We start from the raw sequence: 24583 nt of genomic DNA on the forward strand, positions 1-24583 counted from the left end.
GTTAACCTGGGCCTTAGTCGTGTCCTGAGACTGGTGGGCGCGGACGGTTTCGAACCGCCGACATCCGCCTTGTAAGTCCGCTCTACCTCGGCCTTGGCTGGGCCCAGCTGCGCGCACGGGAGTCATCTACAGCCGCCCAAGGCTGCAGCTGTCCGTGGTCGTTGATGTCAGCGTTGGATGTCAGCGGAAGAGTTCCGGCACAGAGCAGATCTCCAAGGGCTCGTCCGGCGAGCAATGGTCAAGATCTGTGGATCAAGCCATGGCCGTAGGCATGTCTTCGGCGCTGTGACTGAGCTCGGTTCAGATTTGGGTGCGCGCCCGCTCGATCCATCCCAGCACTCCCTTGGCACCGCACTGTTCAGCGGTGGCCTGCGCCTCGTCGAGGTATCCGAGGGCCGCCTCGCGATCGCTGGTCTCGGCGGACAGGTAGCCAAGCGCCACCAGGCCCGCTGCCACCCCGGGCATGAACCCGATCTCGCGGCGCAGCGTTACCGATTCGGTCAGCAGCTCGCGGGCTTGGTCGAACCGCCCGGCTTCCTTCTCGGCGAAGCCGAGATGGCGCACCGCGTAGGACATGGTCTTCCGGTCGCCGACGGACTGCGCCAGCGCATACGACCTCTCGAAGTACGGCCTGCCGGTGGCACTGTCGTCGCGTACCACCTGGTGCCAGCAACCAATCCAGAACAGCGCGTCGGCCTCACCGCCCGCATCATCCAGGCGGTGGTACAGCTCGGCCGCACGCTCGAACAGGACCAGCTCCTGCGAGTCCTCCCGACGATCGTTGAGGAAACGTACGTGCAGCACCTTTCCGCGTTCCAGCGCGATCGGGGCCTCGACCGCGTCCAGCTCCTGATCGGCCGTAACCAGTGCGGACGTGTCCCCACCGAACATCGCCAAATCGTACAGCTCCCGCGCCCGTTCGATCCGGCCTTGCTCCCGCATGCCCTCTCCCTCCCGCTGGTGGATGACTCCCGCGGCGAGGCTACCGTCAGACAAATGTGCGACACCCAGCATTTCGTCGGGGCTCTCCTGGGACCTCACCGAGCAGGGCACGAACCGTCGTTGACCGCCGGATGTGGAACGACAGTGGCACAACCGCCACTCGATGCGCACTACGGGCAGGGCCGTTGCTGAGGTCCGCTGGACTGGTCAGCCGGCCGACTGGGAGCAGTGACGGTCAGCCCTGGTCGCGGTGGTTGCTGTACTTCGCTGCTGTACGCATGCTCACAGATCCACCCGAGACACGGCGGCCTCGGCGTCTCCGCGACGGAGAGTGACATACGCCGGTCGGAACGGGAGCCCCCGCAGCGTCGGCTCCATCACCTTGAAGAGGGCATCGGCATCCGGCCCATAGGCGTACACCACAGCCTCGCCCCCACCGAACTCGTTCCCGTCCACCTCTCCGACTCCCGCATCCTCGACCGCAACGGTCATTGCGCGTTTTGCGTCGTAGATTGCGGCGCGTTCGTCGGGCTCGCCGAACTGTTCACCACTCAGCCGGAAGTGAGCGATGACAGCTTGCTCTGGGGCGTCTGCCTGAGGCGCGTCGAAGAGTTCTTCCATGCGTGACACGATCTCACCGGGGGTCGGTCGTCAGAAACACCCCATCTTGCCTGACGTCCAGCCTTGGGTGGTAACCCGTATGGTCGGGGAGCTGTGACCTGGGGGTTCGTCGATGGCGACTGTAGATCGACTGTCCCTGTCGGTCGTTGTCGAGTGGCCTCGGGGAGCCTCGGACGGCCCAGGGACGGCCCAGGAATCAGCCGCCTTGCTTCTGCCGCGAGCAGGTGGCGACGGCATCGATCACTCCAGCGGCACGCGAGCAACAGGGAGCTGCTCGCTGCTTGCGGATCTTGACCTCGCCTGCGTCGGGAAACGGGTACCCGCCGGGCGGGAACCGGTGTAGCGTCACGCTCTTCGCCCGGCCCACGGTGCGGAGTCCCGGTAGGTAGCCGCCATGCTCGATCAGCCTGTCCCCGACCCGTACACGACGTGGCGGCTCGCCCTCGCCGAGGTGGACCGGATCTTCGCCTCCTCTCCGGAGCTCGACCGGCCGGTGGAGGGGTGCACTCGTTGCTTCACGGAAGCGGAACTGCGCATACTCGGCGGTGATCCGCGGGATGTGCCGGATGACGTCCTCGAAGGCTTCATGGGCAAGGTCGTCGATCACTGGGACGCGGACCAGTACCCGGTCCTGTGGCGCCGCCTCACACCGCGTGCCTTGCGTCACTGGGGCCCGGAAGGACCTGGTACCGACCCGTCCCATGAGCTGCGCGGTCTCGGCCGGTACGGGGCCGAACTGATCAGCTGGCGGGTCGCCGAGCGCACCGCGGTCGAGCAGGCGTTCCGGGCACTGCTCACCCTCGCCCTCACCGGCGGCCGGTCCCCGGCGGACATCCGCGACCTCGTGGAAGGCGTCGCCCACGCCACGGGCGGCCTGGAGCCATGGCTGGACCACATCGCTGGCCTCTCCGGCCCCGCCGCGGATGCCGGCCTCGTCCGACTGGCACTGGGCTGGGGGACGGATCTCCTGTGGGAGGAGTTCGATTTCCGGTGGTGGTACGACGGCGACCCGCGAACCGTCGCCGACTGGCTGCTCACGCAGCGACCCCGCATCGCGTCCTTCGCGGCACGCCACCCACGCTGCAAGAACGCCGCCGACGCACTCATCGCGATCTCCTACCTTCAAGAAGGTGAATGGAGCCCGTGGCTCTACCCCTACGGCCAGCGCTCCCTCCTCCACCTGGCCACCAGGAGGTGAAGCCCGCGTTTTACAAGTTCAAAACCCGAGCCCGCTCCGGCCGCTGCCGACGACTGGTGCGACGGCCGGACGGAGATACTGGTGTACGGCTCCGTCCGGCGCCGTGGATGTCAGAAGCCTTCTGATCCGTGGCTCTATGCGGAGCGACTGTTGGTGGTCATACCGGTCCTGACGCGGCTCTTCGAGGGTGCTACCGGTCGGGCTCGGTTGCTGGGGTTGCTGTACTGCGCTGCTGTACTCGCTACAGGTTGATCAGCTCGGGTGGGCACCTGGACGCCCGTACGCCAGGATGCGCGGCAGCACCTCGCGCATGCGTGCCACGTCGACCGCCGGCGCCCGCAGCAAGGCCTCGACGATGGGGTCGGCCAAACCGAGCGCGTCCAGCGACGAAGGGTCCAACGTCACCCGAAGCACATCTCCGTCCAGTTCCACCTCACGCACACAGCCATATGCGGTGCCCTGATCCGGCGTGACAAGACAGTGGGTGTCCATCCCCAAGGACACTTCCTGCGCGTCGGGCTCCTCGAAGTCGCACATGAACAATAGGGAGAACCCATCCTCGTCGTCCGACTCGGCCACACCCGCCATCACGCAGTCGTCCTGATCCGGATCATCGAACCCGCAAGCAATCTGCGCCGTGAATCTGTACGCCATGCGGGTGTTTCTAGCACTCGGGGCTGACAGTCTCGATCACTCGGGGGGACCCCAGACAAGACAACGGGAGCGGCGCACCCTTTGCCAGGTGCACCGCCCCAGTTGTATGGCGCTATGGCCTCATCCTTATCAGGTCAATCAGGGCGGCTCATTGGCCGCGGTGACGTAGCTCCGTACCTTGTCAAATCGTCCGCCGCAGTCCGGCGCTAATCGCCAGTGTCCGCGCCTGTTGGTGTCAGGCGGTGATGTCAGCAGCAACGGCAGCTATGTGCGAACTTGACAGCAAGCTTCCCATCCTGTGCGACAACCGTCGCTGAGGCCATTGCTCTGCGAAGTGCCCTCCTGCTATCGGGCTTCCCTCGGCTTCCACGCGAAAGTGCATGGCTGAGGTACGACTACGAAGTGGTTTGAACGGCGGCGTCCAGCACTTTCGACTGGGCGTTGACGAGATCGCTCGGGATGCTCGCCGGCGTCCGGGGGCTGTCGGAAATGGCCTTGTAGATCGCCAGTGTGGACCGGTGGCGGATGACAGCCACACTGCTGGGGACTCTCAAGCCGTCCTCACCGGGCTCGGCAACCCACTTGAGCCGGAAGGCGAGCCCTTCATCGCCCTGCGGGGGAGCTTTGGTGGCTTCGACGTTCTCGAACGTCACCTTCATGGCACCCGGGCCCGCCGCCTCGTAACCCTTGCAGGACTTCAAGCCCGCACGAAGTTCTTTCATGACTCGAGAGGCATCCGCTGAGCGGTACGACACCAGGGTGAGGATCGCAGAGTGGCTCTTCGTGCCCGCGATGCGCTGCACGCTGCCGACGGGGGTGTAACCGCTGGCTCCGTCCACTGCGGCGCTGACCGGCGCGCACAGCGAAGGGTCGGTGGCACGGCGTACAGCATGGATGACGCCATTGCCGACGCCTTTGGTGCCCACCCCAATCTCGTTCACTTGGACTCCGGGAAGGTCATGCGCGTCCACGACGGCATCCTCGAGCTGCTGCTGAGACAGCACACGCGCATTCTGCGCCGTGCCTTGGCTGACCGCCGCCTTCGCCGTCGGGGCGCCTCCGTCATGCTCGCCGCCGCAAGCCGTCATGCCGATGGCCATCAAAGTCATGGCCGCCAGGTGTCTTCGCCCGATGGACCTGCTCATGATCCCTCCCCTTGTTCGCACAGTGGCGAGGAACGATACGGCAGGTCATCGGGTGTGTTCACCCTCAAACTGCGTGCCGGCAACTCCTTGCTCAACCCCCCACTTTCCCCAGCTCCCATCCCGTACGCCGTCGACCCACACACCGTGGAGCGGGCGTGGTTCAGGGCGTCAAGGTGGAGCGCGCCACTGTACGAACGACCTTGACGCCCTGGGCCGCGTCTGCTCGGCTCTGCCTGGGTCGATGGCGTACGGGATGGGAGCACTCCGCGCACGCCCCTACGGACCCGCGGCCGCGAACGGCGCCCCCTCCATCCCGGTGCCGGCCGATCCCCCGCCGGAGGCATCGTTCTGGCCGGGGCCTTACTCGTTCAGGTCTCCTACTCAGGGCCGTAGCTCGCTGCGGCCCCAGGGGCCCAGCCCCGGCGCCGCAGGCGCAGAGGGGCAGGGCCCCAGGGGCCAGCCCGCGCCGTGCGCGGGCCCTTGATGAAGTAGGGAAAGTTCTATCCCGCTGGGATGAGGAGGCGCTGTCCTATCTCGGTTGATGCTTGACGTTGTGGCTCCAGACGTGAGGGCCGTTGCCGCCCAAGGCATCCAGGACTCTGACCGCGAAGACCCCGGACATGCGCTCTCGGACCTCGTCGGGCGTGAGCCACTCGACGGCAGTTGACTCGCTGGACGGGCGCTCGGTACCGGCCGTTGGCTCACAGCGGACCAGATCGCCGACAACGTCGACGGACAGATCAAGAAGGTGAAGCGGCCCCCGCGCGGCCCATCTGGCACGTAAGTGGCACGGCGCCGACAAGCCGCCGAGAAAGATCAAGGCCCAGGTCTCCGGCTTCGCGCCGGTTGACCTGGGCCTTAGTCGTGTCCTGAGACTGGTGGGCGCGGACGGTTTCGAACCGCCGACATCCGCCTTGTAAGGGCGGCGCTCTACCGCTGAGCTACGCGCCCAGGACGAGTCGACAGCCTACATTGCCCGAGGGGATGCCCTGCAAACCCGTATCCCGCGAGTAGCGAGCGCGAGTAGGGGGATGGACGGGGCAAGGGCGGGGGTTATCCCCACCCCGGATCCGGGAGCGGTCCGGATCCCCCGGGGAGGCGCGGATCCGTACGGTCGGTCGTAGAGCCTTCACCGTTCGTCTCAGGGGGAAAAGACCATGGCCCGTACCGTTTCAGTCCGCGCGGGCGCCGTCGCCGGCGTCGTCGTGGCCCTCGTCGCGGGTGCCACCGCCTGTGGCGCGTCCGCGGGGGACGACAAGGAACCTGATCACCGGTCCTTCGCGCTGCACGGGCGCACGCTCACCGTCGACTCGGACGACTCCGCGCTCGAACTCGTGGTCTCGGACTCCGCCGAGGCGGACGAGGTCGAGGTCACCCGGTGGTTCCGGGGGCACGTCGTCGTCGGTGGGGATCCCAGGGTGACCTGGGCCATGGAGGACGGCGATCGGCTCGTGCTGCGGATGAAGTGTTCGGGAGTGGTGGCCGACTGTTCGGCCAGGCATCGGATCGTGGTGCCGCGCGGCGTCGCCGTCAGCGTGAAGGACGGGGACGGAAGCGTGCGCGCGCAGGGCTTCAAGGAGGCTCTGAGCATTCGTACGTCGGACGGTTCCGTCCGGGTGACGGACTCCTCGGGGCCGCTGGAGCTGCGCAGCAGCGACGGGTCCATCCGTGCGCTCGGCGTCGACTCGCGCCACGTGCGCGCCCGTACGCAGGACGGTTCCGTACGGCTCGAACTCGGCGCCGTACCCGACCTGGTGGACTCCCGCACCCAGGACGGTTCCGTCACGATCGCGCTGCCCCGGGACAGCTATCGCGTGACGACCGGGAGCGGTGACGGCTCGGTGCATGTGTCCGTACCCCGGGACGCGGCCAGCTCCCATGTGGTGTCCGCCCACACGAACGACGGGAAGATCACGGTACGAACCGCGAACTAACCGGCCCGTGTGTTCGTCCTTAACCGGTGGGAGAATGACAGCCGGGCAAGGCGGATGACAGCACGGGAGAGGGATGTGACGGCGACACCTTCGCAGCCGTATTCGCCGTTTGTGCCATGCGCACAGCCAACCGCGCCCGGCCCACGTGCACGTCGTCGGTCGTACGCCTTCCGTGACGCGCTCACCCTCGTCGCCCTGCCGCTGCTCGCCGCGCTCGCGCTGCCCGCCGCCTTCGCCGGTGGCGGCACCCGGCGGTGGTTCGGAGGTCGCTCCGAGAGTCAGCGGGCCGAGGCGCAGGCCGCCAAGGACGCCGCCGCGGCCGCCTTCTACGAACTCGACACCGCGCAGCGCGATCTGCGGATCTCGATCGAGACGATCACGGCCGTCGACGACTCTCCGGCAGCACGCCGCGCGGTCTCCGACTTCGAGTCACTGGGGCGGCGCATCGACGAGGCCAGTCAGAAGTACATCACCGCCGTCGACGCCCACGATCTCGACCGCGACGACCTGGAGGCGTCGGTCGCCGCGCGGGCCCGCACCGAGCTGACCGCCGCCAAGGACGAGCTGGGCCGGGTCAAGGGGGATCTGGACCGCTTCGAGCAGGGGCTCGGGCCGCTGCTCGGCAAGGCCGAGACACAGCTCGCCCGGCTCGCGCCTGCCGTCGAGCGCGCCCGCCAGGCCCTCCTGGCCGCCTCGAACGCGTTGGACGGCGTACGGGGCTCGGGGCTCAAGGCCGATGACCTCGCCGCGCGGCTCGCCGCCCTCGGGCCCGAGCTGACCAAGCTCAACCAAGGGGCCGGACAGCACGGTGTACCGGAGACGCTGGAGCGTGCCGAGCGGGTCTCCCGGGAGGCCGAAGCGGTGCGCGCGGAGGCGGAGCGGCTGCCCGAGCGGGCCGCCGAGATCGATCACCGGCTCGTCTCGCTACGCACCCGAGCGCAGGCGCTGACCACGCGCTCCGGGCAGGTGGAGCCGGTGCTGAGCGAGCTGCGCAGGCGCTTCTCGGCCGCGTGCTGGCAGGACCTGCAGCACGTACCGGAGCAGGCCGGGGAGAACGTACGGCAGGCCGAGCTGAAGCTGAAGGAGGCGCAGGTCGCGCGCGACGCGCAGCGCTGGCCGGACGCGACTTCGCTGCTGTCGACGGTGCGGGCGCTGCTGAACAACACGGACGAGGCCGTCTCGGCGGCCGGCGACCGGCTGCGGCGGCTGAACGCCGTGGCGAAGGACCCTCAGCAGGAGATCGACCGCACCCGCTTCGCCATCCGTGACGCCCAGCGCCTGGCCATGTCGGGCCGCAACACCCCCGATCCGCGACACGCCCGCCCGCTCGACGACTCCGTCGCCCGCCTCGACCGTGCCATCGCCAAGCTGGAGGGACGCCACCCCGACTACTGGCACTTCCTGACCGAGACCGAGGCGGTACGGCAGACGGTGGCGCGGGTGGTCTCCCAGATCCGTGAGGAGCGGGGCGGCGGGGCCTGAAGTCTCCGGCTCCGGTGTTGGGGGCCTGACGTCTCCCGAGCTCCGTGGCTGGGGCCCGAAGTCTCCAGGGCTCCGCCGCTGGGGGCCCGAAGTCTCCGGGGCTCCGGTGTTGGCGGACCGGCTCCCCCCGGCGGATGCTGAAAGAACGTACGGCCCGCCGGCTGGACAGACCGTACGGCCCCCGCCGGCTGGAACGAACGACGGCCTCCGCCGGCTGCGTGAGGAGGCGGACATGGCCACACACGCACGTCGCCCGGGTTCCCGACGGGCTTCGAGGCGACGCATCTCCCTCGACGAGCACTTGCCCGTCGATCATCGTCTCAGCACCTTCTACCGGATCGGCGCGGGCCTGATGGGCCTGGTGCTGCTCGCCTTCGGCATCCTGGGCCTCGTCAACAAGGTCGGCTTCTTCGACACCCGTGGGGACACGGTCGGGGGGCTGAACACCAACGGCGCGCTCAGCGTGCTGTCGATCTGTGTCGGGCTGCTCCTGTTCATCGGCATGGTGATCGGCGGGAACTTCGCCTCCACGCTCAACATGGTCCTCGGCGTCGCCTTCATCCTCAGCGGCTTCGTGAACCTGGCACTGCTCGACACCGGCTACAACTTCCTCGCCTTCCACATTCAGAACGTGCTCTTCAGCTTTGTCGTGGGCGTCCTGCTGATGTTCTTCGGCATGTACGGGAGGGTCGGCTCGGCCCTGCCCCACGACAACCCGTACTGGAAGGCCCGCCATCCCGAGCGGATCGAGCAGGAGCAGCGGCTGCGCGCCAAGGCCCACGCGCTGGCCCTCCAGCGGGCCAGGGAGCGCGAGCTGCCCGGGCGAGCCTCGTCGGCTGCGAGGGGCGCCCGCTAATCTGTGCTCATGCCTCGCTACGAGTACCGCTGCCGGACCTGCGGCGACACCTTCGAACTGAGCCGCCCGATGGCGGAGTCCTCCGCCCCCGCGGACTGCCCCGCCGGCCACGACGACACGGTGAAGCTGCTGTCGACGGTCTCGGTGGGCGGCTCGTCGTCCGCGGCGCCCGCACCGGCCCCCCGCGCGGGTGGCGGTGGCGGCTGCTGCGGTGGGGGTTGCTGCGGCTGATCAACGAGCGTTGGCATACAGCCGTGGGCCAACGCCCGCGGGCCTACGAGCGTTGCCCTACAGGCGTTGGCCAACATCCGCAGGCTTACGAGCGTTGCCCTACAACCGTTGGCCAACATCCGTGGGCCAATGAGCCTGGGCCTACGAGCGTCGGCCAACATCCGCAGGCCAACGAGCGTGGGCCTACAACCGTTGGCCAACATCCGCAGGCCAACGAGCGTGGGCCTACAAGCGTCGGCCTACAAGCGTCGGCCCACCGACGTTGGCCCACCAGCCCACGCCCACACCTCACGCCCCAGCTACCGCCGCCGCCCCAGCGTCATCCCGTCCGCCACCGCCAGCATCACGCAGTCCACGCGGGTGTCCGCCTTCACGTGCTCGTTGAACTCCTTGATCGCCGCGGCGAAGCCGGTCGCCTCGGGGTCGGTGACGCCGCCGTGCAGGAAGACGTTGTCGACGACGAGCAGTCCGCCCGGACGCATCCGGGGCACCAACTCGTCCCAGTACGCGATGTAGTTGTCCTTGTCCGCGTCGATGAACGCCATGTCGATGTGCGGCTCGTCCGGCAGTCCGCGCAGCGTCTGAAGCGCGGGCGCGATCCGCAGCTCGATACGGTCGGCGACGCCCGCCTTCGCCCAGGCCTCCCGCGCGTGCTCCGTCCACTCCTCGGAGATGTCGCAGGTCAGCAGCGTCCCGTCGGGCGGCAGCGCCTGGGCCATGGACAGCGCGGACAGCCCCGTGAACGTACCGACCTCGACGATCCGGCACGCCCCCGTCAGCCGCACGAGAAACGCGAGCAACGCCCCCTGTTCCTCGGCGACCTGCTTGCCCGCCACCAGCGGGAGCTGGACGTGGGTGACCTCGACCAACATGCGCTGCACGGGGTCCAGCGGCGGGTTGTGACCGAGCATGTACGCGTAGAGCTCGTCCGTCAGTCGAGTGCTGTTGCCCTTGGCCACGTGGCTCTCCTCACGTCGGGTCTCCCGCCCACGGTAGCTCTCGGGCTCAGGCCGACGCCTGTCCGTCGCAGGCGTTCACGAACTCCCGCAGGATCCGCTCCCCCGCGGCGACCCCCCGCTCCACAAGAGCCGTGATCGCGGGCGCCGTCCAGTCCGCCTCCGCCAGTTCGCCGTGGCCGGGGCGCCAGCCCCGGTCGGCGGCCAGCAGCAGGTCGGCGTCGAGGAGGGAGTCACCGGCGGCGAGGGTCAGGGTCGCGCCGGTGCGGCGGGCGAGCTCGCGTGTGGCCGCGCTCTTGGTGAGCGGCTTGGGTACGGCGTAGATTTTGCGGCCCTGCAAGGACACCGTCCAGCCGCGGTTCTCCGCCCACACGGCCAGTTCCTTCACCCACTCCTCGGGGAGCAGCTCGCGCTCCACCACCATATACGCGAAGAGGTCCTCGGCCACCCGGTGCTTGCGGACCCAGGCGGGATCGGCGGTGGCCTCCAGGTGCTCGCGAACCTCCGCGAGCGGCGCGCACTCGGAGGCGAGCCGCGCCGTCACGCTCGCGTGCCAGTCGGGGTCGGAGACGCCGTCGACGAGCAGGTGCCCGCCGTTGGCGCAGATCGCGTACTTCGGGGCGGGACCAGGCAGGTTGATGCGCTGGTACTGCTTGCGGGTGCGGGTGGTGGTGGGTACGAAGACCGCCGTGTCGCCGAGTTCGGTGAGCAGGGCGGCCGCCGTCTCCGTCATGTACGACAGCGGCTTGCTCTCGTGCACCTCGACGCAGAGCAGCCGGGGTGCGCGGGCGTCCGGCATGGTCAGCGCCAGGGCCGCGGAGGAGTAGATCAGCGTACGGTCGAGGTCGCTGGCGACGAGCGTCTTGGGCGCGGACATCAGGCCGTCACCGCCTTGCCGTCGGCACCGGTCGCGCCGCGCGTGTACTTCGGGTGGATCAACCCCACGCAGGTGTACGGGAGTTCGGCGACCTCCTCGACGGGCACTCCGCGCTGCTCGGCGAGCAGGCGTACGTGGTCGAGGTCGGCGCCCGCTCCGGCGCGGGCGAGGATCTTCCAGGGGACGCGGCGCAGCAGCACCCGGGTGGTCTCGCCGACGCCCGGCTTGACGAGGTTCACGTCGTGGATCTCGTACTCCTCACTGATCCGCTCGACCGCCGCCCAGCCCTCCCAGGTGGGGGTGCGGTCGGCGGCGAGGAGCTCCTTGGCCTGGGCGCAGGCCGCGTCGGTGACGTCGGCGAAGTGCGCGGCGACGGCGTCCAGGAAGTCGACGGAGACGTCGGAGCCGGCGAGTTCGCGGTAGAACTTCGCGCCGTGGAAGTCGTGTTCGCCGACCAGGTCGGCGCGCAGGACCGTGCGCGAAATCAGCCCGGAGACCGTCGAGTTGAGGCAGGCGGAGGGGATGAGGAAGTCCTCGCGGGTGCCGTACGTCCGCACGCACGAGCCCGGGTCGGCGAGGACCGCGATCTCCGGGTCGAAGCCGGTGATGCCGTCGGATGCCTCGAACTCCCGTATCGCCTCGGTCAGTTCGCGGGTGATCGCGCCCTTGCCGGTCCAGCCGTCGACGAAGACGACGTCGGCCGGGTCGTGGTGGGCGGCGAGCCAGCGCAGCGCGTTGGCGTCGATGCCGCGGCCGCGGACGATGGAGACGGCGTAGTGCGGCAGTTCGAGGTCGTGGCGGTGCTTGGCCCAGCGGCGCATCAGGACGCCGACGGGCGTGCCCGCGCGGGCCAGCGACACAAGGACCGGGCGCGGCGAGCGCTCCGCGAGCACCAGCTCGGTGACGGCGCCGACGGCCTGGGCGATGCGGGCCGCCGAGGTGTCGAGGGCCGCGTGGAACAGCTCCTGGTACTGGGCGCTCGGCTGGTACTCGACCGGCAGCGACTCCGCGTAGTGCGCGCCGCCGCTCTGGATCGCCTCCTCGCGCTCCTCGGTCGGCGCCTCCAGGCCCACGTCCGAGAGGTCCTGGAGCAGCCAGCCGACCTCGTCGGCCGCGTACGAGGAGAAGGCGGGGCCGCGGAGGGGCTCGGGCAGCATGGAGGGCCTTTCGGTGGACGGCCGTGTGGGGACGTACGACGGGACGACGGCGAGCAGGACGCTCGGGGTGTGCGCCGCAAGCTGGGCCAACAGGCCATCGGGGGCGTGCAGTTCGGGGGTGTCGGCCATCGAGTCGACGATGGCGACGACGGCGTCGAAGCCGGCGCCCGCGACGTTGTAGGCGTAGCGCTCGCCGGGGCCGTCGTCCGGGTTGTCGTGGGCGGGGAAGACGATTCGGCTGCGGATGGCGTAGCCGGGGTCGTCGAGGGCGAGCACCGGGGAGCGGGTGGTCGTGGAGTAGCGCACGTCGGCGGCCACCACCTGCTCCAGCTCGCGGGCCAGCCTGAGCGGCGCGTACATCAGCTCCTCGAAGCCGAGGACGAGCACGCGCCGGGCGCTGTCCGGGAGTGCGTCGGCGATCCGGGCGGCCATGGCGGGCAGGGCGCCGTCCAGTCGTATTCGATGCCCGGGCGTGAACCCGTGCCGCCCGCCGTCGGGGACGCCGCGGGGCCAGCCGAGCTCGACGCGGGTGGCCTGCCCGGCAGGCCCGTGGGCCGCGGGGCCGGGTGCCGCCGGCTCGTGGGCGGCGACCAGCGCCTGCCCCTTCTCCAGGACGCCCTCCGGGAACTTCACGGTCCCCGACGCCGCGGACACCAGGTCCACCCGCGCGCCGATCTCCCCGGCGAACTCCTCCAGGCGGCCGAGGTCCGCGGCGGACCGCATGTCCACCAGCGCCACGACGACGTACCGCTCACGCGGATAGCGCTCGTGCAGGTCACGGATCGTGTTGAGGACCGTGTTCCCGGTGGAGAACTCGTCGTCGACGAGGACCAGGGGGCCGGAGCCCGCCAGCAGACCGGGGTCCTCGGGGAGGAGCAGATGCGAGGTGGCGTGCGAGTGGGACTCCTCGAAGCCGCCGGCCCGGGCGACTCCCTCGACCGGGCGGCGGGTGGAGTGCAGGTAGGGCGCGAGTCCGACACCGTCCGCGACCGAGTGGCCGAGGCCGGTGGCCGTCTCGGCGTACCCGAGGACCACGGCCGCGCGCGCGTCCTCGGTGCCCAGGAGGTCCCGCACCCGCCGGCCGAGCGCGAACCCGTATCCGTAGACCACGGACGGCGACTGCGGTACGTGTTTGCCGAGGACGTTCGACACGAGCAGATGGGCGCGCTTGGGGTTGCGGCGCAGCGCGAGCCCCAGCAGGTCGCTCAGCTTCTCGTCACCGACGAGTTCGACGCCGAGCCGCTCGGCGACCCACGTCCCGGTCCACACCGCGTCGTTCGCCAGGTCGTTCACTGCGCCGTTCGCCACGTCGTTCACTGCGTTGTTCATCAATTCCTTGTTGATCGGGTTCCGCATCGCTGATTCGGGCCGGCTCACGCCGGGAGCCCGGCGGCGAGCAGGTCCACGAAGCCGATGTCCTCGTGGGCGACGCCGAAGACCTCGGCGCGCTGAAGGGTGCGCTCGGCCCAGGCGCGATGCGGCTTCACCTCATTCATTTTGTTCGTGTACGCCGACCGGAGCACGCCGCCGCCGCCGCGCTCGGGCTTCAGGATGTCCTGCGCGTCGCTGTACTCCTCGTGACTGACGACGGACAGCGCGTGCACGGGCAGGACGTGGGAGGGGTGGATACAGGTCTTGCCGAGCAGGCCGTTGGCCTGGTCGAGGGTGATCTCACGGAGCAGCCCGTCCATGGCGTGCTCGATCAGCGCCTCGCGCAGCTCCTCCGCCTGCCCCTCCAGGAAGGGGCTGCGGCGCAGCTGGGGTTTGAACATGCGCTCCTGGACCCGGAAGTACTCCCACACCGGCCCGGTCACCGTGAAGCCGGTGCCGTCGGCACGCCCCAGCATGTTCACCACGTCGGCGATCACGGAGGCGACGACCTGGACGTCGTACGCCGTCATGTCGGGGGCCCTGCGCAGCGCGTACGAGGAGCAGAAGTCCGTCACGCCGAGGCGCAGCGCGAGCACCCGGTCGCGGTACTTGTCGACGGCGCGGGAGATGCCCTCCAGGGTGTCTACGCGCGACTCCCGGTACAGCAGCTCGGGCGATTCCAGCACCGGCATCGCGAACAGCCGCCGGCCGCTCGCCACCTCGGCACCGGCGAGCGCCTCCAGGAACGGCATGCCGCGCTCCTCGGTGAACTTCGGCATCACGAATCCGGACAGCAGCCGGACCGCGGGGCCGAGGCGCTGTACGAGGTCGGGGATCTGCTCGGGGAAGCGGACCCGGACGAACAGCAGCGGGACCTCACCGGCGTCCTGGCGCGCCGCGAGCTCGGTGAACTGCCGGACCAGGTTCTCCTCGGCGTCCGCGACCTCCGAGTCGTCGATCGAGTCCTCCAGGCACAGCACCATCGAGACCACACCGCGCCCGGCCTGCTTGATGATGTCGTCCGCCAGCTGCGGCCTGGTCGCCGGGCTGTACAGCGTGGCCCCGAGGGCCGCCGCGAGCACCCGGGACGGTGAGTCGGCGGTGAAGACGCTGGGCTCCCGGAAGAAGAGGCGCTGCCGCTCTTCAGGGGCGATGTGACCGAAATGACGCATGAAACTCCCCCGTGGCGGCTAGGCGGCCCAATTCAATGTGGCCGGTAATAGTACGTATGGATCCATGTCAGCAGTTCCCACCGGGCATGAAGTTCAGGTAACTCGGCCGTGTCCAACACTCACCGGTTCCGGGGCGACCCCGCGTTGTCGTGACCAGGACCGAGAGGGCAGGATGACCGCATGACGCACGCGATGCTGAAGGGGTCGAACGTCCCGCTGGACGCCACAGCGGTGCGCGCGGTGCTGCGTTGGACACCCGGGCAGGGTGTCCCCGATGTCGATGCCTCGGCGCTGCTCCTCGGCCCCGACGGTCGTGTGCGATCCGACGAGGACTTCGTCTTCTACAACCAGCCCCGCCATCCCTCCGGCAAGGTCTGGCGGCTCGGCAAAAAACGTGTTGCAGAGGGCCTGACCGACACGATCCAGACGGATTTGGCCGGTGTCGAGTCCGGTGTCGGACAGATTCTCCTGGTCGCATCGGCGGACGACGTCACCTTCGACCGCGTACGGGCCCTGCGCATTCTGCTGTACGACGCGGCCGTCGCGGACGGTGAACCGCTGGCGTACTTCGACATCAAGCCGGAGACCGGCGCGGAGACCGCGCTGATCTGCGGCGAGCTGTACCGGCGCGGTGAGGGCTGGAAGTTCCGGGCGCTCGGCGAGGGCTACTCCGACGGTCTGGTGGGGCTCGCGACCGACTTCGGGATCTCGGTCGACGAGACGGAGGCCGCCGCGGCCGTGACCGCATCCGCACCCGACGCGACTGCCTGGGCCGCGCCCGTCGCCGCCCCCGAGACGTCGGTGCCGCTGCCGCCCGAGCAGCCCGCGCCAGTGCCGCAGCAGCCCGCGTACGGGTATCCGCAGCCGCAGACGGCTCCTGCGGCGGCGTCCGCGGCGCAGCCGGCGTACGGCTATCCCCAGCCCACCAGTCAGTCGGCCTACAGCTACCCGGAGCCCCAGACCGCGCCGGCCGCCCAGCCCGCGTACGGCTTCCCGCAAGCCGTGGGCGCCGGTCCCGACCCGGACTTCCGGCTGCCGCCGCAGGGGCCGCAGTTCATCGGGCGTTAGGGGCGCCCTGAAAGGGGCGCGGGGAGCCGCGCGACCAGCCACCCACAAGCCGCAGCCGCCACCCCACAGCTGCAAGCCGAGCTTGTGGGCGATTACCTGTCCACCTTTGACTTGTAGCCGCGGCCCCACTGCAGCCCCCACCCGTAGAGGCGGTCGAGCTCGGCCTGGAAGCCGTAGACGAACTTCACCTCGCGGCGGACGGTCAGCTCGCCCTTGTTGTTCTGGATCATCACGACCGCGCAGGAGCGCGCCTGCGGATGGCGCTCCTCGAGGCCTATCTCGATGCGGGGGCCGTTGCTCGGGTAGAGCGTGATGATGGCGTGTGTGCGGTCGAAGGCGGGGGTCTGGTCGTAGATGTAGACGAAGACCAGCAGCCGTTTGATGTCGTTGCGGTGATCCAGGTTGACGTAGGCCGTCTCGCCCGACGCGGAGCCGAAGCGGTCGTCGCCGCTGAGCTTCACATACGGCGGGGCGTTGAGTTCGCCGAAGAAGCTGCCGAGTGGCTGGACCACGCCCTTGGTGCCGTCCGTCAGCTCGTACATGACGCCCAGGTCGAGGTCGACGTTGACCATGCTCTGGGTGTGTGCCTGGACCACTTCCGGCTTGAAGGTGCGGAAGGGGTGCCGCAGCAGGCTGCCGCGCTGCGGGCCGCCGATGTCGGAGGTGCGCATCCGCCAGGACAGGTTGATGCGCAGGTTGCCGGTGGCCGCGCCCTGTTTGGTGAGCGAGACCGTGTGGTTCCGCTTGGTCAGCTCGATGGAGTTGGTGGCCGCGCTGCCGGAGTCGAAGTCCGCCGAGCGTCCGCGCCACAGGTCCTGCCAGATGCCCATTCCGCCCCCAACATTCCCTCGATATGCGGCGGGGCGGCCGTGAGGACTCGTCCTCGACGGCCGCCCCGTTCAGAGCGTTCCTCAACCGGGCCCGGTTCACACGCCAGGCGAACCGGGCCTCAAAAGAGGGGGCTGTCACACCCCGGACGAGACCTCGGCCTTCTCGTCCGAGGCCTCACCTTTTCCCTCGGCCGCCGCGAGCGCCCTGTTGCGGCGCACGGACGACCAGAAGGACCAGGCGATCAGCAGGACGCCGACGAGGCCGGTGATGACCTCGTGGATCTGGTACTGGATGGTGACCATGAGGATCACGGCGAGGGCGCCGATCGCGTAGTGCGCGCCGTGCTCCAGGTAGACGTAGTCGTCGAGGGTGCCCTGGCGGACCAGGTAGACCGTGAGCGACCGGACGTACATGGCGCCGATGCCGAGGCCGAGCGCCATCAGCACGATGTCGTTGGTGATGGCGAAGGCGCCGATGACGCCGTCGAAGGAGAAGGACGCGTCCAGCACTTCCAGGTAGAGGAACATGAAGAACGCGGCCTGGCCTGCGAGGACGATGGCCGGCTTCTTCTTGCCGGTCCGCTCGGCCTCCTCCTCTGCCTCGTGCTCCCGCTCCTCCTCTTCCTCGAGCTTGTCCTCGAAGTAGCCGGAGAGTCCGCCGACGACCATGTACGTGATCAGGCCCGCGATGCCCGCGAGCAGCACCGTCTGCGCCTTGTCGACGTGCGCGCCGCCGTGCTGGTGGGCGTGGGTGGCGAAGGTGAACGAGGTGATCAGCAGGACGACCAGGGCGATGCAGACCGACAGCATGTCGATCTTGCCGAGCTTGGCCAGCGGCCGCTCGATCCAGCGCAGCCACTGGATGTCCCGGTCCTCGAAGATGAAGTCGAGGAAGATCATCAGCAGGAACATGCCACCGAAGGCGGCGATCGCCGGGTGGGCGTCGGTGACGAGTTCCTGGTAGTGGTCCTTGTTGTTCAGCGCGAGATCGACCGCGTCGATCGGGCCGATCTTGGCGCTGATGGCGACGATGACGACGGGGAACACCAGTCGCATGCCGAAGACCGCGATGAGCACGCCGACCGTGAGGAAGATCTTCTGCCAGAAGGCACTCATCTTCTTCAGGATTCCGGCGTTGACCACCGCGTTGTCGAAGGACAGGGAGATCTCCAGGATGGACAGGATCGCCACGATGCCAAAGGCGGTCCACCCCCCGTAGATCACCGCTGCGACCAAGCCGAGCGCGGTGACCGCAAACGACCAGCCGAAGGTTTTCAGAAGCACTGGCTACCCAATCATCGTGTATGTACGGGTCTCCCCCGCGCCGTACTCGGCTTTACCTACTGTTGACCACGAAGTCTAGAGGGCCGCCCCTTCGGCTGACGTGGGCGGGCCCTAGGAAACATTGACTCCGAAGTCGAGGGCGATGCCCCGCAGGCCTGACGCGTACCCCTGGCCGACCGCGCGGAACTTCCACTCCTGGTTGTAGCGGTAGACCTCGCCGAAGATCATCGCCGTTTCCGTCGAGGCGTCCTCGGAGAGGTCGTAGCGGGCGAGCTCCTGGCCGTCGGCCTGGTTGACGACGCGAATGAAGGCGTTGCTGACCTGGCCGAAGGTCTGGCCGCGATTGTCGGCGTCATGGATGGAGACCGGGAAGACGATCTTGTCCACGTTGGCCGGCACCTTGGAGAGGTCGATCAGGATCGACTCGTCGTCGCCCTCGCCCTCACCCGTGAGGTTGTCACCGGTGTGCTCCACCGAGCCGTCCGGGCTCTTGAGCTGGTTGTAGAAGATGAACCACTCGTCCCCGAGCACCCGGCCCCCGTTGCACAGCAGCGCGCTGGCGTCGAGGTCGAAGTCGGCTCCGGTGGTGGAGCGCGCGTCCCAGCCGAGCCCGATCATCACCTGCGTGAGGTTCGGTGCGGCCTTCGAGAGGGAGACATTGCCTCCCTTGGCGAGCGTGACGCCCATGATGCTGGTCCTCCCCGAGGTCAATCGTTCAGTTGTGCAGCAGGCCCGGCACCGCACCTGAGAGGTGCGGCGCCGGACCGATGAGCCGAAGGCCGTACGGCTCAGACGTTCACGCCGAAGTCCTGCGCGATGCCGCGCAGGCCCGAGGCGTAGCCCTGGCCGATGGCGCGGAACTTCCACTCCGGGCCGTTGCGGTACAGCTCGCCGAAGACCATCGCGGTCTCCGTCGAGGCGTCCTCGGAGAGGTCGTAGCGTGCGATCTCCGCCTCGCCGGCCTGGTTCACGACGCGAATGAACGCGTTGCGGACCTGGCCGAACGACTGCTGGCGGTTCTCGGCGTCGTAGATCGAGACCGGGAACACGATCTTGTCGACATCGGCCGGAACGGCGGCGAGGTTGACCTTGATCTGCTCGTCGTCGCCCTCGCCCTCACCGGTGATGTTGTCCCCGGTGTGCTCGACCGAGCCGTCCGGGCTCTTCAGGTTGTTGAAGAACACGAAGTTGGCGTCACTGCTGACCTTGCCCTCCGCGTTCGTCAGGATGGCGCTGGCGTCGAGGTCGAAGTCCGTGCCGGTGGTGGTGCGGACGTCCCACCCCAGACCGACGATGACCGCGGTCAGTCCCGGGGCCTCCTTCGACAGCGATACGTTGCCGCCCTTGCTGAGGCTGACTCCCACGAGTCCTCCCAATGGTGTCCAGGGGCGGGGAGCCCCGTCGTGCGTTGGTATCGGATCAACGTGTCGATCCTAGTGACGGGTTCCCGCACCCCGCAGGGCTTGGAACCGAAGAATCACAGGGTGTCGAGCGCCTTGACGTACTCATTCAGGTCACGAGCGTCCGGCAGACCGTTGACGACGGTCCAGCGGACCACGCCCTCCTTGTCGATGATGAACGTGCCGCGCACCGCGCAGCCCTTGTCCTCGTCGAAGACGCCGTACGCGCGCGAAATGTTGCCGTGCGGCCAGAAGTCGGACAGCAGCGGGTACTCCAGGCCCTCCTGCTCGGCGAAGACGCGCAGGGTGTGGATGGAGTCGTTGGAGACGGCCAGCAGCTGGGTGTCCCGGTCGGTGAACTGCGGCAGGTTGTCACGCAGGGAGCACAGCTCACCCGTGCACACGCCGGTGAATGCGAAGGGGTAGAAGAGCAGCACCACGTTCTTCTCACCGCGGAAGTCGGACAGCTTCACGGTGGCGCCGTGGTTGTCCTTGAGCTCGAAGTCCGGGGCCTCGGTGCCGACCTCGATCGCCATAGTCACACGCTTCCCTTCCAGGGGGCTGTTCGGGTGAGACCAGCCTACGCAGCGATCACCACACCCCCTACGGGAGGCCGACGCAGAAAGCCGGGCAGGCTGAGAAACTCAGCCCGCCCGGCGTTCGAGGACGAGACCCTTCAGGCCGACTACCCGGGGGGTCGGGGGCGGGAGCCCCCGGAGATCCCCAGACCGACCCAGCGGAGCGTCAGCGCTTCGACTTCGGCGTGGCCAGGCGCGTGCCCGACCACTCCTTGCCCACGGAGATGCTCTTCGTCTGGGAGAGGCCGGCGGTCTGTGCGGCATCACTGATGTCGCTGGGCTCGACGTAACCGTCCCGGCCGGTCTTCGGAGTCAGCAGCCAGATCATGCCGCCGTCCTCAAGGAGACCGATGGCGTCCACCAGAGCGTCCGTGAGATCGCCGTCCTCATCGCGGAACCACAGCAGCACGACGTCGGCGACGTCGTCGTAGTCCTCGTCGACCAGATCCTGGCCGATCTGCGATTCGATGCTTTCACGGAGCTCGTGGTCAACGTCGTCGTCGAAGCCGATCTCCTGGACCACCTGTCCGGGCTCGAACCCCAGCCTGGCGGCCGGGTTGGTCCGCTCCTCCGCGTGGTCCGCGGTCGCGCTCACGGCTTGCCTCCTGATTGTGTTGCGGTAGATGTCAGCCACGCGCGTGCGCGAAGCATTGGCCGTAGTCCACACGGGCGGGACGGATCGCGCAAGTACCCGGCCGTCGAGACCGCCGAAACGGTGACGATCCCGGCGGTGTCGCCGCAACTCCAGGCATGGAATCGCGACGCTTCGTGACGCACACCACACCTTTCTGCCCGATTTGTGAATTTCGGAACCCTTGGAGCGTACGAGACCCGAACGACTTTGCGGAACGCGTCATGGAGTGCAGCGTATCGTTACGTTTTGGTCGGGCCCGTCCCAACGGTCTGCAGAAATGTCTCGGTTACCTCTTGGTAGAGATGACGATTCCCTCCCCTAGGTACACGATGGGGATCGGTGCAGACATAAAGCAAAGTGGCCCTCTGACAGCGAAGGAACAGCGTGGCTTCCGGATCCGATCGCAACCCGATCATCATTGGCGGCCTTCCCAGCCAGGTCCCGGACTTCGATCCTGAGGAGACTCAGGAGTGGCTGGACTCCCTCGACGCCGCCGTCGACCAGCGCGGCCGTGAGCGGGCCCGCTATCTGATGCTGCGGCTCATCGAGCGGGCCCGCGAGAAGCGCGTGGCCGTGCCGGAGATGCGCAGCACCGACTACGTCAACACGATCGCCACCAAGGACGAGCCGTTCTTCCCGGGCAACGAGGAGATCGAGCGCAAGGTCCTGAACGCGACCCGCTGGAACGCGGCCGTGATGGTGTCCAGGGCCCAGCGGCCCGGCATCGGGGTCGGCGGCCACATCGCGACCTTCGCGTCCTCCGCCTCGCTCTACGACGTGGGCTTCAACCACTTCTTCCGGGGCAAGGACGAGGGCGACGGCGGCGACCAGATCTTCTTCCAGGGGCACGCGTCCCCCGGTATCTACGCCCGCGCGTTCCTCCTCGACCGGCTCTCCGAGCAGCAGCTCGACGCGTTCCGCCAGGAGAAGTCGAAGGCGCCCTACGGCCTGTCCTCGTACCCGCACCCGCGGCTGATGCCGGACTTCTGGGAGTTCCCGACCGTCTCGATGGGCCTCGGCCCGCTCGGCGCGATCTTCCAGGCGCGGATGAACCGGTACATGGAGGCGCGCGACATCGCGGACACCTCCAAGTCCCACGTATGGGCGTTCCTCGGCGACGGCGAGATGGACGAGCCGGAGTCGCTCGGCCAGTTGTCGATCGCGGCGCGCGAGGGCCTGGACAACCTGACCTTCGTGGTCAACTGCAACCTCCAGCGGCTCGACGGCCCGGTGCGCGGCAACGGCAAGATCATCCAGGAGCTGGAGTCGCAGTTCCGGGGCGCCGGATGGAATGTCATCAAGCTGGTCTGGGACCGCAGTTGGGACCCGCTGCTCGCCCAGGACCGCGACGGCATCCTCGTCAACAAGCTGAACATCACGCCCGACGGACAGTTCCAGACGTACGCCACCGAGACGGGTGCGTACATCCGCCAGCACTTCTTCGGTGACGACCACCGGCTGCGCGCGATGGTCGAGAACATGACCGACGACCAGATCCTGCACCTGGGCCGCGGCGGTCACGACCACAAGAAGATCTACGCGGCGTTCTCGGCGGCCAAGGCGCACAAGGGCCAGCCGACGGTGATCCTGGCGCAGACGGTCAAGGGCTGGACCCTCGGCCCGAACTTCGAGGGCCGCAACGCCACGCACCAGATGAAGAAGCTGACGGTCGCCGACCTCAAGGGCTTCCGCGACCGCCTGCACCTGCCGATCTCCGACAAGGAGCTGGAGGACGGCGCGCCGCCGTACTACCACCCGGGCCGGAACTCGGAAGAGATCCAGTACATGCACGACCGCCGCAAGTCGCTCGGCGGGTACGTCCCGACGCGCGTCGTGCGCTCGAAGCCGCTGGCCCTTCCGGACGACAAGACGTACGCGGGCGTGAAGAAGGGCTCGGGTCAGCAGTCCATCGCCACGACCATGGCCTTCGTGCGGCTCCTCAAGGACCTCATGCGGGACAAGGAGATCGGCAAGCGGTTCGTGCTGATCGCGCCCGACGAGTACCGCACCTTCGGCATGGACTCGTTCTTCCCGAGCGCGAAGATCTACAACCCGCTCGGCCAGCAGTACGAGTCCGTGGACCGCGATCTGCTCCTCGCGTACAAGGAGTCGCCGACCGGCCAGATGCTGCACGACGGCATCTCCGAGGCGGGCTGCACGGCGTCGCTGATCGCCGCGGGTTCGGCGTACGCCACGCACGGCGAGCCGCTGATCCCCGTCTACGTCTTCTACTCGATGTTCGGTTTCCAGCGCACCGGCGACCAGTTCTGGCAGATGGCCGACCAGATGGCGCGCGGTTTCGTGCTCGGCGCGACCGCCGGCCGTACGACGCTGACCGGAGAGGGTCTCCAGCACGCGGACGGCCACTCGCAGCTGCTCGCCTCGACGAACCCGGGCTGTGTCGCGTACGACCCGGCGTTCGGCTTCGAGATCGCACACATCGTGCAGGACGGTCTGCGCCGGATGTACGGTCCGGACTCGGAGGACGTCTTCTATTACCTCACCGTCTACAACGAGCCGATCCAGCACCCGGCCGAGCCGTCGGGCGTCGACGTGGACGGCATCCTGAAGGGCCTCTACCGCTTCAGTGAGGGCATCTCGGGATCGATCCCGGCGCAGATCATGGCGTCCGGTGTCGCCGTCCCGTGGGCGATCGAGGCGCAGAAGATCCTCGCGGAGGAGTGGAACGTCAAGGCGGACGTCTGGTCGGCGACCTCCTGGAACGAGCTGCGTCGCGAGGCCGTCGAGGTGGAGCGGCACAATCTGCTGCACCCCGAGGAGGAGCAGCGCGTCCCGTACGTGACGCAGAAGCTCTCCGCCGTCCAGGGTCCGTTCGTGGCCGTCTCCGACTGGATGCGATCGGTTCCGGACCAGATCTCACGATGGGTGCCGGGGACTTACCAGTCCCTCGGTGCGGACGGCTTCGGCTTCGCGGACACGCGCGGCGCGGCCCGGCGTTTCTTCCACATCGACGCGCAGTCGATCGTGGTCGCGGTGCTGACCGAGCTGGCGCGCGAGGGCAAGGTCGACCGGTCGGTGCTGAAGCAGGCGATCGACCGCTACCAGCTGCTCGACGTGATGGCGGCCGACCCGGGCGCGGCGGGCGGCGACGCGTAAACGTACGTACGGCGGGTGAGGGGCGGCGAGGCCTGGAGGCCCCGCCGCCCCTCCGTCGTCGGGTCTCCGGGCGCTCCGCTTTCTTTCTACGATGCGGGCATGAAGGATGAATCGGCACAGGCTCGTTGGGAGCTGCACACCCAGCGGCCTCTGCTCGCGCTCGCGGTGGCCTTCGCCCTCGCGTACGCCGTGCCGATCGTGGACAGCGACGCGAGCCGCTCGCTGACGCTCACGTGCACGGTGGTGGAGTGGGCGGTGTGGGGGTCGTTCGCCGCCGACTATCTCGTACGACTCGTACTGGCCCGGCAGCGGCGGGACTTCGTCCGCACCCACTGGCTGGACCTGTGCGCGGTGATCCTGCCGATCCTGCAGCCGCTGCGGCTGCTGCGACTCGTCTCCACGCTGATGCTGGTGGGGCGGCGGGCACGGATGGCCTCGCAGATCCGGCTGACGACGTACGTCGGGGGCGCGGTGATCGGGCTGCTGATGTTCGGCTCGCTCGCGGTGCTGTCCGTGGAGCGGGACTCACCCAATGGGAACATCAAGACGCTGGGCGACGCGGTGTGGTGGTCGTTCACGACGATGACGACGGTCGGGTACGGGGATCACGCGCCGACGACCGGTCTGGGCCGCATGCTCGCGGTCGGGCTCATGCTCTCCGGCATCGCCCTCCTCGGTGTCGTCACCGCGAACATCGCCGCGTGGTTCATCTCCCGCTTCGACAAGGACGACGTGGAGGAACGGCGCCAGACCGCCGCGATCGAGGCCCTCACGGAGGAGGTACGCGCACTGCGTGCGGAGGTCGCCGCGCTGTCTGGCGGGGCGCCTCCGGGAGTGTCACTCCCGGTGCCGGGGGCTACGGAGGAACACTCGCGCTAGCCCCGGGCGCCGGTGGCGTCGCAACTGTCCCCGCTGTCCGCATGTGTGCCGCCGGGGCTGCGCCCCGGACGCCGGGTGCCGTCTCAGCCGTCATAGCTGTGGGCATGCGTGCCGCCAGGGGCGGCGCCCGTCCCAAAGAGAGCGGTACCCCGTGAGCACCGGGCTGCGCGACTTACTCTCGACCCCAGCCCCGGTGC

The 24583-nt window shown here is 68.6% G+C and carries 22 protein-coding genes, 1 tRNA gene and 1 pseudogene; 8 read left to right on the forward strand and 16 right to left on the reverse strand.

The window, feature by feature from the left end:
- Positions 1–300: 300 nt before the first annotated feature.
- Together AB5J53_RS15910 and AB5J53_RS15915 are read right to left on the reverse strand one after the other, a co-directional pair.
- The gene (locus AB5J53_RS15910) at positions 301–942 is read right to left on the reverse strand and encodes a tetratricopeptide repeat protein (protein WP_369246309.1); all 642 of its coding nucleotides are present in this window, start codon (positions 940–942) and stop codon (positions 301–303) included.
- A 282-nt stretch (positions 943–1224) separates the two neighbouring features.
- Positions 1225–1563 carry a hypothetical protein gene (locus AB5J53_RS15915; RefSeq protein WP_369246310.1) on the reverse strand — a complete coding sequence of 113 codons (339 nt, stop codon included), beginning with the start codon at positions 1561–1563 and terminating at the stop codon, positions 1225–1227.
- Between the two features lie 394 nt (positions 1564–1957).
- Here AB5J53_RS15915 and AB5J53_RS15920 point away from each other — a divergent pair, with 394 nt between their 5' ends.
- Positions 1958–2761 (forward strand): hypothetical protein, encoded by an 804-nt coding sequence (locus AB5J53_RS15920; protein ID WP_369246311.1) that lies wholly within the window; start codon positions 1958–1960, stop codon positions 2759–2761.
- Positions 2762–3013: 252 nt separating this feature from the next.
- Here AB5J53_RS15920 and AB5J53_RS15925 read toward each other — a convergent pair whose 3' ends face one another.
- The 4 genes and pseudogenes from AB5J53_RS15925 to AB5J53_RS15940 form a co-directional block, all read right to left on the reverse strand.
- Positions 3014–3415 (reverse strand): Imm10 family immunity protein, encoded by a 402-nt coding sequence (locus tag AB5J53_RS15925; RefSeq protein ID WP_369246312.1) that lies wholly within the window; start codon positions 3413–3415, stop codon positions 3014–3016.
- A 395-nt stretch (positions 3416–3810) separates the two neighbouring features.
- Positions 3811–4560, reverse strand: a complete 750-nt coding sequence (locus tag AB5J53_RS15930; protein WP_369246313.1) for a hypothetical protein — start codon at positions 4558–4560, stop codon at positions 3811–3813.
- A gap of 529 nt (positions 4561–5089) precedes the next feature.
- Positions 5090–5287, reverse strand: a pseudogene (locus AB5J53_RS15935) (NUDIX hydrolase); the annotation flags it as partial.
- A gap of 149 nt (positions 5288–5436) precedes the next feature.
- Positions 5437–5511, reverse strand: a tRNA-Val gene (locus AB5J53_RS15940).
- A gap of 206 nt (positions 5512–5717) precedes the next feature.
- On the opposite strand from AB5J53_RS15940, the gene AB5J53_RS15945 reads away from it, so the two are divergent.
- The 4 genes from AB5J53_RS15945 (at position 5718) to AB5J53_RS15960 (ending at position 9063) form a co-directional block, all read left to right on the forward strand.
- Entirely contained in the window at positions 5718–6494 is a 777-nt protein-coding gene (locus tag AB5J53_RS15945) for a DUF4097 family beta strand repeat-containing protein (protein ID WP_369246314.1), read from the forward strand.
- Between the two features lie 75 nt (positions 6495–6569).
- Entirely contained in the window at positions 6570–7976 is a 1407-nt protein-coding gene (locus AB5J53_RS15950) for a hypothetical protein (RefSeq protein WP_369246315.1), read from the forward strand.
- Positions 7977–8208: 232 nt separating this feature from the next.
- Positions 8209–8832, forward strand: a complete 624-nt coding sequence (locus AB5J53_RS15955) for a DUF4383 domain-containing protein (RefSeq protein ID WP_369246316.1) — start codon at positions 8209–8211, stop codon at positions 8830–8832.
- 9 nt (positions 8833–8841) lie between these two features.
- A complete protein-coding gene (locus AB5J53_RS15960) occupies positions 8842–9063 on the forward strand; it encodes a zinc ribbon domain-containing protein (protein WP_189185339.1) in 222 nt (73 codons plus the stop codon).
- A gap of 299 nt (positions 9064–9362) precedes the next feature.
- On the opposite strand, the gene AB5J53_RS15965 is transcribed toward AB5J53_RS15960, so the two are convergent.
- From AB5J53_RS15965 to AB5J53_RS15980, 4 genes are read right to left on the reverse strand one after another with little or no spacing between them, the layout of a single operon-like run.
- Entirely contained in the window at positions 9363–10022 is a 660-nt protein-coding gene (locus AB5J53_RS15965; RefSeq protein WP_369246317.1) for an O-methyltransferase, read from the reverse strand.
- Between the two features lie 46 nt (positions 10023–10068).
- A complete protein-coding gene (locus AB5J53_RS15970) occupies positions 10069–10896 on the reverse strand; it encodes an HAD family hydrolase (RefSeq protein WP_369246318.1) in 828 nt (275 codons plus the stop codon).
- Positions 10896–13382 (reverse strand): phosphoribosyltransferase, encoded by a 2487-nt coding sequence (locus AB5J53_RS15975; RefSeq protein ID WP_369246319.1) that lies wholly within the window; start codon positions 13380–13382, stop codon positions 10896–10898. The genes AB5J53_RS15970 and AB5J53_RS15975 overlap by 1 nt, the downstream gene beginning before the upstream one ends.
- 44 nt (positions 13383–13426) lie before the next feature.
- Positions 13427–14596 (reverse strand): HpcH/HpaI aldolase/citrate lyase family protein, encoded by a 1170-nt coding sequence (locus AB5J53_RS15980; RefSeq protein ID WP_369246320.1) that lies wholly within the window; start codon positions 14594–14596, stop codon positions 13427–13429.
- 180 nt (positions 14597–14776) lie between these two features.
- Between AB5J53_RS15980 and AB5J53_RS15985 the strand changes: the two genes are divergently transcribed.
- A complete protein-coding gene (locus AB5J53_RS15985; protein ID WP_369246321.1) occupies positions 14777–15664 on the forward strand; it encodes a TerD family protein in 888 nt (295 codons plus the stop codon).
- A gap of 92 nt (positions 15665–15756) precedes the next feature.
- On the opposite strand, the gene AB5J53_RS15990 is transcribed toward AB5J53_RS15985, so the two are convergent.
- The 6 genes from AB5J53_RS15990 to AB5J53_RS16015 all read right to left on the reverse strand — a co-directional run bounded on the left by AB5J53_RS15990 (position 15757) and on the right by AB5J53_RS16015 (position 20351).
- Positions 15757–16494, reverse strand: coding sequence for a Tellurium resistance (locus AB5J53_RS15990; RefSeq protein WP_369246322.1), 738 nt, complete (start codon positions 16492–16494; stop codon positions 15757–15759).
- A gap of 135 nt (positions 16495–16629) precedes the next feature.
- Positions 16630–17778, reverse strand: coding sequence for a DUF475 domain-containing protein (locus tag AB5J53_RS15995; protein ID WP_369246323.1), 1149 nt, complete (start codon positions 17776–17778; stop codon positions 16630–16632).
- Positions 17779–17889: 111 nt separating this feature from the next.
- On the reverse strand, positions 17890–18465 hold the full coding sequence (locus AB5J53_RS16000; protein ID WP_327428387.1) for a TerD family protein: 576 nt from the start codon (positions 18463–18465) through the stop codon (positions 17890–17892).
- Positions 18466–18566: 101 nt separating this feature from the next.
- On the reverse strand, positions 18567–19142 hold the full coding sequence (locus tag AB5J53_RS16005) for a TerD family protein (protein ID WP_369246324.1): 576 nt from the start codon (positions 19140–19142) through the stop codon (positions 18567–18569).
- Positions 19143–19255: 113 nt separating this feature from the next.
- Positions 19256–19714, reverse strand: coding sequence for a peroxiredoxin (locus AB5J53_RS16010; RefSeq protein WP_369252254.1), 459 nt, complete (start codon positions 19712–19714; stop codon positions 19256–19258).
- Between the two features lie 208 nt (positions 19715–19922).
- Positions 19923–20351 carry a DUF3052 domain-containing protein gene (locus AB5J53_RS16015; protein ID WP_369246325.1) on the reverse strand — a complete coding sequence of 143 codons (429 nt, stop codon included), beginning with the start codon at positions 20349–20351 and terminating at the stop codon, positions 19923–19925.
- A 423-nt stretch (positions 20352–20774) separates the two neighbouring features.
- On the opposite strand from AB5J53_RS16015, the gene aceE reads away from it, so the two are divergent.
- Both aceE and AB5J53_RS16025 read left to right on the forward strand, forming a co-directional pair.
- Positions 20775–23507 carry a pyruvate dehydrogenase (acetyl-transferring), homodimeric type gene (gene aceE / locus AB5J53_RS16020; protein WP_369246326.1) on the forward strand — a complete coding sequence of 911 codons (2733 nt, stop codon included), beginning with the start codon at positions 20775–20777 and terminating at the stop codon, positions 23505–23507.
- Between the two features lie 99 nt (positions 23508–23606).
- Positions 23607–24386: a potassium channel family protein gene (locus tag AB5J53_RS16025; protein WP_369246327.1), complete on the forward strand. Its 780-nt coding sequence runs from the start codon at positions 23607–23609 to the stop codon at positions 24384–24386.
- Positions 24387–24583 lie beyond the last annotated feature (197 nt).

The organism is Streptomyces sp. R41 (assembly GCF_041053055.1).
GTDB lineage: Bacteria > Actinomycetota > Actinomycetes > Streptomycetales > Streptomycetaceae > Streptomyces.

Excerpts from the sequence above, each read along its gene's own strand:
- AB5J53_RS16025 (WP_369246327.1), top strand. The coding sequence starts at position 23,607 with ATGAAGGATGAATCGGCACAGGCTCGTTGGGAGCTGCACACCCAGCGG.
- AB5J53_RS15990 (WP_369246322.1), bottom strand. The coding sequence starts at position 16,494 with ATGGGCATCTGGCAGGACCTGTGGCGCGGACGCTCGGCGGACTTCGAC.
- AB5J53_RS15915 (WP_369246310.1), bottom strand. The coding sequence starts at position 1,563 with ATGGAAGAACTCTTCGACGCGCCTCAGGCAGACGCCCCAGAGCAAGCT.
- AB5J53_RS15930 (WP_369246313.1), bottom strand. The coding sequence starts at position 4,560 with ATGAGCAGGTCCATCGGGCGAAGACACCTGGCGGCCATGACTTTGATG.
- AB5J53_RS15955 (WP_369246316.1), top strand. The coding sequence starts at position 8,209 with ATGGCCACACACGCACGTCGCCCGGGTTCCCGACGGGCTTCGAGGCGA.
- AB5J53_RS15970 (WP_369246318.1), bottom strand. The coding sequence starts at position 10,896 with ATGTCCGCGCCCAAGACGCTCGTCGCCAGCGACCTCGACCGTACGCTG.
- AB5J53_RS15910 (WP_369246309.1), bottom strand. The coding sequence starts at position 942 with ATGCGGGAGCAAGGCCGGATCGAACGGGCGCGGGAGCTGTACGATTTG.
- AB5J53_RS15975 (WP_369246319.1), bottom strand. The coding sequence starts at position 13,382 with ATGAACAACGCAGTGAACGACGTGGCGAACGGCGCAGTGAACGACCTG.
- AB5J53_RS15985 (WP_369246321.1), top strand. The coding sequence starts at position 14,777 with ATGACGCACGCGATGCTGAAGGGGTCGAACGTCCCGCTGGACGCCACA.
- AB5J53_RS15920 (WP_369246311.1), top strand. The coding sequence starts at position 1,958 with ATGCTCGATCAGCCTGTCCCCGACCCGTACACGACGTGGCGGCTCGCC.
- AB5J53_RS15960 (WP_189185339.1), top strand. The coding sequence starts at position 8,842 with ATGCCTCGCTACGAGTACCGCTGCCGGACCTGCGGCGACACCTTCGAA.
- AB5J53_RS16010 (WP_369252254.1), bottom strand. The coding sequence starts at position 19,714 with ATGGCGATCGAGGTCGGCACCGAGGCCCCGGACTTCGAGCTCAAGGAC.
- AB5J53_RS15925 (WP_369246312.1), bottom strand. The coding sequence starts at position 3,415 with ATGGCGTACAGATTCACGGCGCAGATTGCTTGCGGGTTCGATGATCCG.
- AB5J53_RS15945 (WP_369246314.1), top strand. The coding sequence starts at position 5,718 with ATGGCCCGTACCGTTTCAGTCCGCGCGGGCGCCGTCGCCGGCGTCGTC.
- AB5J53_RS15980 (WP_369246320.1), bottom strand. The coding sequence starts at position 14,596 with ATGCGTCATTTCGGTCACATCGCCCCTGAAGAGCGGCAGCGCCTCTTC.
- AB5J53_RS16000 (WP_327428387.1), bottom strand. The coding sequence starts at position 18,465 with ATGGGCGTCACGCTCGCCAAGGGAGGCAATGTCTCCCTCTCGAAGGCC.